The following is a 14337-nucleotide window of genomic DNA, read 5'->3' on the forward strand; positions in this document are numbered from 1 at the left end:
ACAGCCTGTGTTACCGCCACCACTACTGGATTGCCCGCTTCATCCTTTGCAGTAAGTGCTGCTTCCAATTCAGCAGTAGTTGCTCCAGCAACAGTAATTCTCACATTCCCTATTTCTGATTCCTCACTTACATTCGTAATGGAAATCACCGGTTCGGGAACGGATTCCCAGCTTACGATCATATCCTCATTTTCGATTGCCTCGAATCCATCGGCTAAAAGAATGTTGTAATTCAAACCAGTGTTTGCATTTTCGATTACAGCAATATAGGTGTCCACAATTGGTTGTGAATTATCATCGAGAGCTTGAGTCACTGTAACAACAGCAGGTTGTGATTGTCCATTTACATCTACATATGTGGCTGAGAGGGCACCTTCCAATGCTTCTGCAGTAGTATCTGTTGCAACTATCTTAAATTCTCCTACTGTCTCTTCTTCGGTAACACTCTCAATTACCACTACTTCTTCCGGCGCTTCCCAGCTAAATTCAATTTCATCTTCTTCAGAAAACGTCAGTGTATAGACAACATCAGCTGCTGCATTCTCGATAGTTACATCATACACTTCAGGCAGAGGTAGACCATCCTCATCGACTGCTTGGGTAATCGAAAACTCTGCTTCCTTCTCCGTTTGATCAGAATCTGTGAACGTGACAGCTAGGCCATCTTGTAAAGCTTCTATGCTTATTCCCTCTGTGTAAATTTTGAGCTTTCCAATTTGCTCACCAATTTTCACATTGTGTATTACTCCAGCTTGCTCAGATGACCAGCTTACTCCCAGATCTACTCCTTGCAATGCTTCAAACCCTTCTGATAAGACCAGCATATACTCGACATCTTGAGTTGGATTCTTTATAGCAACTGAATACCTATTTTCAATCGGTTGCCCACTTTCATCAGTAACCTGACTTACAGTAGCTGGGGCTTTTTGGAGAACATTTTCTGCATCAATATATTCCACAGATAGTGCACCAGCCAAATCTTCTGCAGTAGTCCCTTCTGCCATAACTATGATTACCCCTACTATTTGAGTCGGATAAACATTGGTAATTGGTATTGCTCCTTCTGAGAAATCTTCCCAGCTTACGTTTAGATTTACATCCTTCAGGGCGACTATTTCATCAGCCAATACTAGCGTATACTCGACACCTCGAATGGCTCCCACAATGGTTACATCGTAGCTATTTTCAACTGGCTGTTGGTTTTCATCAACCTTTTGGGTAACAATCACTTCTGCTGTTTTTTCAACACCATCTGTATCCTTGTATTTTGCAGATAAGGCGTTTTGCATCACGTCTAACGTTGTTTCATGAACGTCAATCCATAATTTCCCTGGATCAGGATACTTCATTACACTAGTAACATATCCCGGTGGTACAACTCCTATTTCTACTACTTCTCTTCCTGGAATGATGTTTTCAAAGGAGTTATTATCACGCAGCCATGTTTTTACAACTGCTGGCGTGCCACTTTTTACAGAAATACCATCGCCTTCTACTTCAGTCGGTAAATTACGAGGATCACTAATGGTATTTCCATATATATTACCCTCGTTAATAACAGATTCCTTATCCAAGTAGATGGCATGCATTAAATGTACGAATCTATTTCTTTCTGCTTTTACCTCTGTTGCTCCCTCGGTTACAATCCCTGCGTATCCTCCACTAAATGTCGAATCCTCTACTTTAAAAGAAGTTCCTGTACTGCCTGCTGTATCGACTATACCAATTGAAGTTTTTCCTAGGATGTTGACAAAGCTGCATTCACGAATGATGATAGATGTCCCACCTTCAATCTTTATTCCGTATTTCCAATCAGGATTCTCAAATAAGGAAGGACCTAATGAAACTTTACTGATCAGTACATTATTACCATTTACGTGAAGTCCTGTATTTAATCTGATATTTTTGAACACTACATCATCTGAATAAATCTGATGGTATCCAGAAGATTTTAGTGTATAAGACATTCCATCAATTGTGATTTTTCTATTTATTGTAAGTGGTTCCTGTAGCTCAATATTCTGTGTCAACTCAATAGCCCTGATTTCGAGATTGTTTAATGCATGTAGAAGTTCTTCTTCATTACCTACTTCAACAGCGGAAATCATTAATTGTTCCGGTATTTCTATAAATACATCCTCTTCAGGCCTATTTCCCTGTGGGTCAAAAAGAAGTGCTCGCGGTATGGTCATGCATTGGCCAGGTTCAATTGTGGCACCTGCTCCCAAGACAATTTCCATTTCACGATTACTCTTCCAAGTGACTACTGCCGGTGTTTCAACGGCTCCTAGTTTCCGTGCATTCGCCAACTCAGACGCTACGGCTGATTGTGATTCTTCGGAAACATCTTCTGAAAAAGTTAAGCTAATCTTGTCACCTGGATTCAGTCGATCATTTCCATCGTTATCATAGGCAGCAACCCTACTGACATACGGAGCATCCATATCATTTACTGCATCTTGCAACTCATTGATTTCTTTAATCGATATAGACTCACCGTTATCACTGACATCCATTTCGAACGCATTCCAATATAACTCATCGCCACTACCAACCGGGACTACCATCTCTTTAATTGGATTTAGGTCATTTCCTCTAAACACCTTAATTTTTGCGCCGGAGTTCCTCAGCGTCGTTGCCTCTGGATCCACTGATTGTGAGAAGTTATGGACATAGAACTTGTAAGTCCCATTTACCAGTTTTCGGATGGTTGTCGTCTCTGGACCATATGATCTCGTATCATCCCAATCTAAATCAGCATAAATGACATCCCCGTATCTATATGTTTTGTCACCGTACCAGGTATGAAACTCGCCGAAATGATCTGCCGATGGTCCCACTAGGTGGGAATCGATATCAAGTGGGAGCTCATCCCAACTTAACATGATCTTCACTTCATTGGATGCAGCCCCTCGAATGGCTGTCCCATTTTGATCTTTATTAAAAATATCAGATGGAGCTACTGCCACCATATAGGAAGTGATGTATCCATTTTTCACAAACTCTCCTGTATAGGTGCCTGGGGCAAGGTTTATGGAATAGAAACCATATCTATCTGTCGTAGCCTCTCCGACGATTTCCCCTGACGTTGAGCCAGCTCCTTCTCTAAACTTAACAGTTATTCCTGCGACACCAATTGCCGATACATCGGTAATTCTTCCTGAGAATCCATTCTTCAATATAACTGCAGATTCTACCTTATTCCCCCTTACCTTCTGTGATTCCGCTTTGGGGGTAATTGATACATTCAGTTCTTTGTCAATATTATCGGTTAGAGGGATTGGGTTATAGGTAAAACGGTTGCGACTGGAATCATACTCCAGGTTAGTAAGGGTGAACGGCTCTCCTCCCAAGGTAGCCTCAATATCAAAGTCTGCTATTGTTTCTCCGGTTACAATACGATCAAACTCCACATCAATGCTTGACTGGGTTGCATGTATCTCTGTTAACGTAGCATCTAGATTATTCGAAATATCGTCGTTATAATCTTCGCCATCAATTTCAACACTATCTACCCCATTATCCAAAACGACGTTCTGTGGCATGGTAGACAGTGTTGATCCGTTCGCATTAATCTCTGCCGTATCAATCCGACCAGGGCCAAGAATGGCAGCGGCTGCATTTAATATTAAGGTTGCAATGTCTGTTTCGGCAGCAAGATCAATTCGAATATTCGTTGAACGAGAATTGACTGTATCAAAATCTCCCATTAATTCGACTTTCGCATTCGGATCAATCGCTTGAAGGCTTTCCTTTATTGTAATGTTCTCAAATCCAGTACTACCTTCTGAAAGTCCCTGTTCCTGAATCTTAACGGTAGATTCTAGTTGTACCTCTGTTACCCGGGTTGAACCACTGGCAACAATACGAATGGCTCCATTGTTTTTATTTACAATGACCGTTAAGAGAACCGTGTTATTGAAGTGAATACTGTTGGCGCCGCCACCTTTTACAATGGTATTGCCCCGTACTTCAACACCATCAAGAGTCACGTCCCCTTCACCGATGTCTTCACTTAACAAAAGATTTCCGGTAATTATCGTATTGCGTAATGTAACATTTGGACTACTAATCACTACGTTTCCGGAAATAGTTTGTTTGGAAGAAGAAGACGACGGCCCGTAGGTTCCTGCCTCCAAAAAGTAACTACATCGCTAAAATCAATGACAAGATTGCTTTTTGATGAATTGGTAACCCCTGCAGCATTCCCTGACGTGAAGGCTGCATTCAGGAATTGAATAGCAACATTGGACGCATCATTAGCATTAGCGTGATTATCCGCTTTACCCGTAAAGCCGATTGTCACTTGCGTCGAATTGATTCTCGTAACAACCAGTGTTAACCCAGCAGGAACATTGGTTGCATTATAATGTACACCTGCCACGAACGGACCGGATACAAAATTGTTGCTTCCAGTTAAAGTAACCAACTTCGTTGTTGAAACGGAACCATCATTGTTGGCAGATTCTTTAAAATCACCGTTTGCATAGGTAAGAGAAGGAGCTTCCGGTAAATTCGGAGGTATAATTACAACAGGGTCTGTAAAGTTAATTGTAAAGGAAGGAGTAATAATATCCTTTGTAGCCCCAATGATCATTCCTTTTCCAACAGTAATCGTCACATCTTTTTTACTATCTGCCACAGTATGTTTTACGGCTTTCCCGGTAAAAGAGATTGTCAGTTTCGTATCACTATCTCGCTTTACTTCATAACCTAATCCCTCTGGTAGGCTACTGATCTTAATATCGTTTACAGTAAGATCTGGAGCAAACTTTCCATTTTTCAAGGTAACTACTTGCGCCCCGTTAATGCTGCCGTCATTGGCGGCTGTTTCATTCAGCGAGAGATTTCCAAGTTCCAGCGAAGGTTCAGGAATCGAAATGACAGTAACTTCAAACGTTGCTGTTACTTTATCGATAGTGGCAGAAATAACTGCTTTTCCTTCCTTTTTGGCTGTAACTTTACCAGTGCTATCTACAGTGGCTATTGCCTTGTTTTCCGATTTCCACGTGATTTTTTTGCCAGTTATGTATTTTCCATCTTTATCTTTCGCAATCGCAGCCAGTACAAGCTTGGCATCATCAATAGAGTTTAGGGTCAAGTTCGCATCGTTCGCATTGTTGACGATTTCTACTTTATCAACAACAGCGTCCTTTGCAGCAATATAAAACGCTTTTGCCGTTTTCTTTGAACCCTTGTAGTTGACGGAAATTGCTACTTTTTGCTCTTTTTTCTGTGATGTGATTGGTTTGAAAGTAAACACTGCAGTCTTTTTGGCCTTATCCCACGTAAAAGAGCTAACCTTTAGCGCTTCTTCTTTTTTCTCATCAATTTTTTTGGTAAAACCGAAGTCTTCTAATATAGGATCTTTTTCGGGAGCCTTTGTTAATTTAACAGAAATGGTCCCGTTTGTAGTTGTAATTGTACTTATTCTGGCTTCTTTTGTTTGATTTGACTCTACGTCAGCATTTTCTACTGTAGAAACGTTTTTCGAAGTTGCGAATAATGTCGGATTTTTCGTCTCAGCAAATGCTCCATTAACCAACGAAAGAACTAAACTGGTTGAAAGAATGGCTGATACAATTTTTTTACTCGTATTCCTCTTTCCCATAATCTCCTCCTATTTTCCTATTAAAACCGTAATAATTTTACAAAAAATATGATTACTGCTAATTACTAGTAAATAATACCATGTTGTCGAATAATAATTCAGTACTTATGTCACAAAATATAAAAATTTGTAAAAAGTACATATTCATAGTAAAAAAGACACTCTCCCCCAACCGTTGGGAAGGTGTCACCATTCCATAAATCTATTCAGTATTTCTGCTTAACCCGCCATGGAATAACCCATCTATATGCCTTTATATCTATCTACCTCCTACGAATCTTTTATCATTACAATTTTATTTTAGATAAGTATCAATTCGCTCTTTATAAATCCGTTGGATAATAACCGTGATTTAAGTTAAAGTAGACAATGGGAAGCTCTTTGAATCAGTACATAATGAAAGAAGGTATAAAATGGGCAAAGTTGTTGTCATTGGTGCTGGCCAATGGGGGAAAAATTTGGTGAAATCATTTGATGAGCTTGGAGCTTTAGCAGGTGTTGCAGAAGCCAGTTCAGTCCTTAGGAATTCTCTTGCTGAGCAGTATACCCATATTCCATTCTTTGAGGATTATCGAGAGGCACTTTCGATTGCCGATGCATTTGTTATAGCCACTCCCGCCCACACGCATGCACCCATTGCCAAAGAACTGATATTAGCTGGAAAGGACGTATTCGTTGAGAAGCCGATTACTCTATCAGTAAATGATGCAGAAGAACTAATCATTTTAGCGGAAACTAACAAGTGCATTTTAATGGTAGGTCACTTACTGTTACATCAACCTGCTATACATAAGATTAAAGAAATCATTGAAAGCGGAAAAATTGGCTCCCTCAAGAGCTTGCATCAAGAAAGGTTAAAGTTAGGTAGGGTACGTTCTGTTGAGAATGTCTTCTGGAGTTTTGGTGTTCATGACCTCGCTGTTTTCCTATACTTAGTCGGAGAACCACCTAAACAAATAACTGTAGCAGGACAAGCTATTCTTCAAAATGGAATAGAAGATGACGTTTATGTACATTTAGGATTTGAAAATGACATTACTGCACATTTACATACTTCTTGGTTATGGCCACAAATGAAACGTGGGCTAACTGTTATCGGGACAGAGGGTATGATTGTTTATGATGAGGAAACACAAGCTGTTACTTTACATCAAAAACGTATTTCAGAAAGCCTAGCTAATATTGATGAAGGAACGATTGAAGTATGTAAGGGGTCTGATCGCCCTCTTACTTTAGAATGCAAACACTTTTTAGAATGCATAGAGAGCAGACAAACTCCTTTATCTGATGGAAATAACGGATTAGAAGTTGTAAGGATCTTAGAGCAAGTTACTAAGTTGATGAAGGGTGAGCATTAATGGGTTATTATGTACATGAATCTTCTTTTGTTGATGAAGGAGCTCAGATTGGAACAGGAACAAAGATTTGGCATTTTTCTCATGTCATGAGCAAGTCTATCATTGGAGAAAATTGCAGCCTTGGACAAAATGTATTTATTGCGAACAATGTTCGTATTGGAAATAATGTAAAGATCCAAAACAATGTGTCTGTATATGAGGGAGTTATTTTAGAGGATGATGTCTTCTGTGGACCGAGTTGTGTATTCACTAATGTAAAGACTCCTCGTTCAGCATTCCCGAGAAACACTAGTAACGATTATGCGATTACGACTTTAAAGCGTGGAGCCTCATTAGGTGCTAATTCAACTGTTGTATGTGGTGTTACTATTCACGAATGGGCATTCGTAGCTGCTGGAGCTGTAGTAACGAAGGATATTCCTGCTCATGCCCTTGTTGCAGGTGTACCTGCAAGGAGAATTGGTTGGGTTTGCGAATGTGGAGAAACATTATCCTTTACGAATAATAGCGCAACATGTAAGTGTGGCAAAAACTATCAACAAATTGGTACAGACAGTATTTTGCTGTCAAAATAAAAAAAATTATTAAAAAGAAGGGGCACTAAAAATGAATATTCCTATTCTTGATTTATCACCTGAAATAGATTCATTATGGGATGAATTGATGCCAGCAATTCAAAATGTACTTCGCTCCGGTCAATTTATTATGGGACCTAATGTAAAAACCTTCGAGAAAGAAGTTGCAAACTATCTAGGAGTCAAACATGCGATTGGCCTTAATTCAGGAACCGATGCATTATTCATTGGACTAAAAGCTGTTGGTGTTGAACCAGGTGATGAAGTTATAACAACACCTTTTACTTTTTTTGCTACTGCTGAAGCCATTAGTCATCTTGGCGCTACACCTGTCTTTGTAGACGTTAATGAAAAAACATACAACCTCGACGTGGAGCAAGTAGAAAAGGCAATTACCTCTCGAACGAAAGCAATTATTCCTGTCCATCTATTTGGCCAGTCAGTTGATATGGATGAATTGCTTGCAGTGGCAAACAGACACAATATAAAAATAGTAGAAGATGTTGCCCAAGGTTTTGGTGGAGATTATAAAGGGAAAAAACTTGGAACGTTGGGGGATGTAGGTTGTTTCTCATTCTTCCCTTCTAAAAATCTGGGAGCATATGGTGATGGGGGTCTTCTAGTTACGAATGATGATCACATTGCACAGGTAAGTAGTATGCTACGCTCACATGGATCCAAGAAGAAGTATTATAATGAATTGGTCGGTTACAACTCTCGACTTGATGAAATTCAAGGTGCTATTCTGCGAGTGAAGCTTCCTCATATAGACCAATGGAATGATGGACGGAGGAAAGTAGCTCAGGTTTATAGAGAGCTGTTGAGTAATATTCCAGGTATCGTCCTGCCTTATGAAACTGACGATCGAAAACATGTATATCACCAGTACACCATTCGAGTTTTGGGTGGAAAAAGAGATGAAGTACAACAGAAACTTGCTGAAATGGGTATCAATACAATGATTTATTATCCAGTACCTGTTCATCGTCTCCCAGTCTATGAATCTCAACAAGTATCTATGCCAATCTCTGAAAAATTAGCATCAGAAGTATTGAGTCTGCCAATATGGCCAACTATGGAACGGGAAAAACAAGAAAGTGTAGCAGATTGCCTTAAAGCTACTTTGTTGTAAACAAAACACAAATAAGATCCGTTAAAAAAAGACGCCTGGGATGATCCAGGCGTCTTAATCTTTTACTTCCTCTTGAAGGTATTAATTGCTAATCCGTATAGGATATGAGCTGCATATCGAGCGTAAAAAACCTGATCTTGCGAAAAAGATGCTGGCCATATGTGTAATTGAGATAGAGGGCCATATGTCTTAATTATTTCTTCATGCGTATTTTTAATCCTCACACCATCCCCATACCTTGCATAAACAGCAAGCATCATCCCTGGCCCCCATAATATCCCGGGTCTTACATTATATGATTCCATAGTCCCCGTATATTTTTGGTCCATTGGATAATCAAATATCTTTCCGTCTTTCCAAAACGAATCCAATGATTTTAATGCTTGTTCAGTAGTCCAAGTAATCTTTATTGGGCCTCCAGAATCTCGATATAATTCCATTCCCCAAAGGATATATGCGTGATGAACCAAATCATTTGGTTCATTTTGATTAAATACATTTGGTAATGCAATGTAATTCCAATACGGCAGCCCATTTCTAGATATCATTTTGTCCACAATTGATTTTGCTGCGGAATCCACTCTGGTTTTGATAAAAGATACCTCTTTAGCATCAAAGATATCCCTATGCTCTTTTAGCACACGTGAGAGCATCCCTAAAAACATAGCAGATACATTAGGACAAAAATGCGCATCTTCTACTCTAGGGCTATACCAAAAAAATCCGTGCCCATCAGGAGTTTCACTCCAAGCTTTATTACTCCATTGAATACTAATAGTCTTTAACGATTTCTTTATTTCCGATTGCTCTTCAGCATTCCAGAAGGAAGGAATTGATAACGCATCTAATAAACCCTGCATTACAATTGCCGTTGTAATCGTGTAAGGATGATTTTCTGGATTTACAGAACCATCACCAAACGCGTCCCAAGCCTGCGGGAGCCCCCATCCCAAGAAACCATCTTGATCTAAGTCAATATTTTGGAGTAACCATTTAGTAGATGCCTTAATCCTTACCTTACTATCCTCATTTGGAGATACCATATAATGTAATGATTCAGAGGATAGCAAAAGCCCATAAGTCATAGGTTGTTCTGAAATTCCCGGAAAAGATGGTTCATACCCTTCTCCTTGTTTATTTACTGGAAACTCATTAAGTAGAGTAATGTAATCAGACACATATGAATCATTCGAATTGTAACCACTTTGAACAGAATTTGAATATTGGACCGGGTATCCCACTAAAGTAAAACATATTAACAATTTGCCAATAATACCCAATTAGCATCCTCCTTTCAGTGGTGGTTTATTATTTCAGTTCACGAACAAGCATTCGATTAAATTGCAAAGAGTTAATGAAGTTTTGTTGGCTTTGCTTTCCATTAACAATACCCTTCATCGTGTCGATATTACCCACTGCTTCATAAGCTGCAGCCTGAACAGCTAACGAATCAGAATAAAACTTAGAATTAGCACTAACTCTTTCCAGAAATTTAATTGACTTTTCATATTCTCCTTTAACAAGTAAGGCTTGCGCTACACTAATATATGTATCATCATACAATTCAGTTGGCCGTCGATTTGAAAACCAGAATTGTTTCACAGGTTCAAATACTTTTTCATAGTTCGTATAAATTTGTAAACTCTCTTCGGCTAATTTTTTAGCTTTTTCTCTTTCAACTTCCTTGTTTTGAATGGACTGTTGGATTCTAGCAATTTTCGTTTTAATTAATGCATCGTAAAGATCCACGTTAAACCTATCAAAAGATAATGCTTTCGTTAATAGTTCATCAGTAGTTTTTCCCTCACCTACTTGAAGCAGTATACTTGCTATCTTGTAATAATTTTGTGCATTATGAGGTTCTAATCTGATTACTCTATCGGTGGTTAATTTTAGTTTTTCATATTCTTCTTTCGACTTGGTTTGTTTATAAGAGAGCATATAAACAGAAGCCAAATTAATTAACGAATCAGTTAAATATGGATTATACTTTGTTGCAGTCTCTAATTTCGATCTCGCTTCCGCTATAGCCTTCTCTTGGGTTATCGTATCTAACGTATATTGGCTCATTAAAAACCGGAAGTTATATATGGTAGACAATGAGATACAAAGCAATAAAACAAAATAAATGCTTCGTTGAAACACCTGTTTATTTATAATTGAAACATTACGAAGCATGGAAAATGAATATGGCGTCAGTTGAACTCCCATACCAAATAACCAGAAAATAATAAGCCAAACTGTTCCATATGAGAAATCAAAATCGATTATCGAATGAATAAAGAAAAGCGCCAATGGCGGAATTGTAGCTAAGGATAACAAAGATTTATCTTCATTCTCATTGTTTCTCACATTTTTAGCTATTTGTATAATGAATAACACTAAGACTAAAATTAGGCTAATTGCACCTACAAATCCGATATCCAATAATATACCTAAATAGCCATTATGAACTTCTGTGCTCCAATAAGCCAATTGTTGGTATTGTGTAAAAATCACTTTCCAACCATTTCCCCCATATCCCAATATAGGAGAGTCTTTAAGCATCTCAAAAGCATCTTTGGTGAATGTAAATCTACCCAATACACTATATTCATCAAAATTAGTAGCTGTTAATCTTTGCTGAAAAGATATTGGCAGTAGTCGATATATTAGACCTTGTTTTACCATATCTAAAACAAGCAATAAGAAGGAAGCAATTATACCTACAGGTAAAATCAACTTGTACCTTTTCCTACTAACCATTTTTATTTTGTTTCCGTATTTAGTAAATATCACATGTGTTATAGCTATTAATCCAGTAACAATTAGAGATATTAATAGTAGAGTAACAACTTCCACATATGAAAAATTATTTATTTCTAAAGGAGTGTGTAACTGAGAAAAAACAATGATTCCACCAATTAGTGAATAAATCAAATATAGGGTGTAGGTTATTTGTTGATCCAGGCGTAAGAGAATTAAGCCGATAAACCAAGCAAGCGGAAACATCAAAAGTGTTCCTCGAGAATAGGAAGCAAATAAAATTGTCGAAAAAGCTGTTAACGGCAAGCTATAAAAAATGACTTTTTTTATCGTAAGCTTATTGCTACTCAACATAACAAGTGCAAATAACCAAAATGAACATAGGACTGCTGCGAGAGTATTCGGGTATTGAAAAACACCTGAAAGTCTATTATCCAAGACCACATCTTTATAATCGATTACTCCCCATAAACCTGCAAAAGAAAAACCAGCAATCATTATCCCTAAAACATAAAAAACATAAGGCAAAAATGTCTCCAACCGTTTTTCTTGTCTAATAAATAAGATCAATAAAAAGAAAACGGAAAATGATACCCATCGAAAAGTTGCCTGTAGAGCACTATAAGGAGATTCTGATATAAAAAAAGAGCACAAGTAAAAGAATGGGATAATCAATACAAGTAAGTAAGAGTTCATGTATTGACGAAGCAAATCAGTTTTCTTGTAGAATGAAATTAACAATGTGAGAAAAGCTACAAACAAAAGAGAATTAATTAAATACAAATCTTCGTTAAAAAATAATCCCCGTTTGAACGGGGTTAGTAGAAAAATAAGGGTAACTAGTGAAAAAATAGCCCATTTATACATTGTAGTCCTCCAAGCCAATATTACTATTAATTCTACTTATCTTATTGGTTCGAGTATGTGGCTTTTTGTATGCTGAACGTTGCTCGAAACTTCACCAAAAAGCAGAACCCGTAATTCATCTGTAAGTTCGCTATTCTCTGCTTTTTTCGTAAGAAGATCTAATCGTTTCAACGTAAATGCCAACTCTTCTACTGAGATATTTGAAGGTTTTCCAATAAAAATTCGATCATGCTTCGTTGCAGCCGTACCTTCTTCATCAGTTAGTAACTCTTCATATAATTTTTCACCCGGACGAATTCCTGAGTAAACAATATGTATGTCTTTATCTGGTTCAAATCCAGATAATTTTATTAAATCGCGTGCAAGTTGATCAATTTTAACAGGTTGTCCCATGTCCAGTACAAACACTTCCCCACCACTTGCAATCGCACCCGCTTGAATGACAAGCTGGACTGCTTCAGGAATGGTCATAAAATATCTGACCATTTCAGGATGTGTCACTGTAACAGGTCCACCTAACTCAATTTGTTTTTTAAAATGGGGAATCACGCTACCTCTACTTCCCAGAACGTTACCAAAACGAACGGCTGCAAACTTTGTAGTTGAGCTTCGGTTAAGTCCTAGCACAATTGATTCTGCCATTCTCTTTGTTGCGCCCATGACACTTGTTGGGTTGACTGCTTTGTCTGTAGAAATAAGTACAAATCGTTTGGTATTATACCTCGCAGCCATTTCCGCCACATTTTTTGTACCAAACACATTATTTTTTATTGCTTCTTTTGGATTCTTTTCCATAAGTGGCACATGTTTATGTGCTGCAGCATGAAATACTACTTCTGGGAGGTAAGTTTCAAATATCTCTTCTATTCTCTTGCGATCCTGAATATCGGCAATTAATGTTTCATAATGTAAAGAAGGAACAAGTCGTTTTAATTCATTTTCTATCACGAAGATACTATTTTCACCATGTCCTAAAAGTAAAAGTTTTTTCGGTTTAAACGGTGCAATTTGTCGACAAAGTTCTGAACCGATAGAACCTCCAGCACCAGTGACAAGGATTGTTTTACCAGTGATATATCCTGTAATTTCTTCCATGTCTACTTCAACAGGATCTCTGCCTAGCAAGTCTTCCACATGAACATCTCTTATCGAGTTTATGGTAACCTTGCCTTGGATAACATCACTCACCAGAGGCAATAGTTTAATGTGTGCACTTGTCCTTTTACAAATTTCAATCAGTTTTGCCGTTTGTTCTCGGGATATTGATGGTATAGCAATGATAATGGTTGCTATCTCATATTTTTCTACCACAGCTTCAATATCTTTTCTTGTTCCAACCACTGGCAAACCTGCTATTTCAAGTTTTAACTTGGAAGGATCATCATCTATAAATGCAATTGGATAAATATCTGCGTCCATAGTATGCTTTAATTCACGAGCTACAAGAGCGCCAGCTTTACCGGCACCAACAATTATTGCTCTTCCGTGATGTGGTTTAATCTTAATATAATTGTCTCTCCAAACTCTCCAAATGAACCTAGATCCACCAATACTTAAGATAATGGTCATCCATGTTATCGGAAAAATAGATCGTGGAATAATAACGCTAACACCAAAAACTTTAAGAAAATAATACAAAAACACATCTAGTCCTATTGAAACTGTTACTGCTTTAACAATTGAAATAAGCTCTCCTACACTTGCATACTGCCAAACTCGCAAATATAGTTTAGTCATATAAAACAATATTAGTGTTGTAAACCAAACCAGTCCGACTGTATAAGGAATGCTATGTATATGCTCTACTGGAATGTTCCCATCAAATCGAAGGAAGTAGCTCATTGCTGTAGCAGCAATAATAATTATTGTGTCAAAAACAAAAAATAAGAAAAGTCTATATTTATACGACAATAATCTTACCTCCTTTTCTCAATTTCTAGTGTACCTTATCTGCAGAATCTAAGTCCACATAAATATCCCACCAATTGACAGTAATCGACATGGTTATTTAATAAAAAAAGACGTATAATGAAGTCCGATCTTGCATGA

8 protein-coding genes are annotated in these 14337 nt (G+C 37.9%); 3 read left to right on the forward strand and 5 right to left on the reverse strand.

Annotated features, from left to right (window positions below):
• Positions 1-4076 (reverse strand): pectate lyase-like adhesive domain-containing protein (locus ACPW7N_RS05545; protein WP_425650033.1); only part of this gene is annotated, 4076 nt, incomplete at its 3' end.
• A complete protein-coding gene (locus ACPW7N_RS05550) occupies positions 4076-5611 on the reverse strand; it encodes an Ig-like domain-containing protein (protein ID WP_425650034.1) in 1536 nt (511 codons plus the stop codon). The genes ACPW7N_RS05550 and ACPW7N_RS05545, both read right to left, overlap by 1 nt.
• A gap of 413 nt (positions 5612-6024) precedes the next feature.
• On the opposite strand from ACPW7N_RS05550, the gene ACPW7N_RS05555 reads away from it, so the two are divergent.
• The 3 genes from ACPW7N_RS05555 to ACPW7N_RS05565 are packed head-to-tail and all read left to right on the forward strand — an operon-like array spanning position 6025 to position 8676.
• Positions 6025-6969 carry a Gfo/Idh/MocA family protein gene (locus ACPW7N_RS05555; protein ID WP_425650035.1) on the forward strand — a complete coding sequence of 315 codons (945 nt, stop codon included), beginning with the start codon at positions 6025-6027 and terminating at the stop codon, positions 6967-6969.
• Complete coding sequence (locus ACPW7N_RS05560; protein WP_425650036.1) at positions 6969-7544, forward strand: acyltransferase; 576 nt, start codon at positions 6969-6971, stop codon at positions 7542-7544. The genes ACPW7N_RS05555 and ACPW7N_RS05560 overlap by 1 nt, the downstream gene beginning before the upstream one ends.
• A 31-nt stretch (positions 7545-7575) precedes the next feature.
• Entirely contained in the window at positions 7576-8676 is a 1101-nt protein-coding gene (locus ACPW7N_RS05565; RefSeq protein ID WP_425650037.1) for a DegT/DnrJ/EryC1/StrS family aminotransferase, read from the forward strand.
• A gap of 62 nt (positions 8677-8738) precedes the next feature.
• Here ACPW7N_RS05565 and ACPW7N_RS05570 read toward each other — a convergent pair whose 3' ends face one another.
• From ACPW7N_RS05570 to ACPW7N_RS05580, 3 genes are read right to left on the reverse strand one after another with little or no spacing between them, the layout of a single operon-like run.
• Positions 8739-9956: a hypothetical protein gene (locus tag ACPW7N_RS05570; protein WP_425650038.1), complete on the reverse strand. Its 1218-nt coding sequence runs from the start codon at positions 9954-9956 to the stop codon at positions 8739-8741.
• A 28-nt stretch (positions 9957-9984) separates the two neighbouring features.
• Positions 9985-12288: an O-antigen ligase family protein gene (locus ACPW7N_RS05575; RefSeq protein ID WP_425650039.1), complete on the reverse strand. Its 2304-nt coding sequence runs from the start codon at positions 12286-12288 to the stop codon at positions 9985-9987.
• 36 nt (positions 12289-12324) lie between these two features.
• A complete protein-coding gene (locus tag ACPW7N_RS05580; protein WP_425650041.1) occupies positions 12325-14199 on the reverse strand; it encodes a polysaccharide biosynthesis protein in 1875 nt (624 codons plus the stop codon).
• Between the last annotated feature and the right edge of the window lie 138 nt (positions 14200-14337).

Source organism: Brevibacillus nigriterrae, assembly GCF_049846925.1.
Taxonomy (GTDB): domain Bacteria; phylum Bacillota; class Bacilli; order Brevibacillales; family Brevibacillaceae; genus Brevibacillus_H.

What these genes read in the sequence shown, in the direction of transcription:
- ACPW7N_RS05565 (WP_425650037.1), top strand. Translation starts at nt 7,576, where the DNA reads ATGAATATTCCTATTCTTGATTTATCACCTGAAATAGATTCATTATGG.
- ACPW7N_RS05560 (WP_425650036.1), top strand. Translation starts at nt 6,969, where the DNA reads ATGGGTTATTATGTACATGAATCTTCTTTTGTTGATGAAGGAGCTCAG.
- ACPW7N_RS05555 (WP_425650035.1), top strand. Translation starts at nt 6,025, where the DNA reads ATGGGCAAAGTTGTTGTCATTGGTGCTGGCCAATGGGGGAAAAATTTG.
- ACPW7N_RS05575 (WP_425650039.1), bottom strand. Translation starts at nt 12,288, where the DNA reads ATGTATAAATGGGCTATTTTTTCACTAGTTACCCTTATTTTTCTACTA.
- ACPW7N_RS05550 (WP_425650034.1), bottom strand. Translation starts at nt 5,611, where the DNA reads ATGGGAAAGAGGAATACGAGTAAAAAAATTGTATCAGCCATTCTTTCA.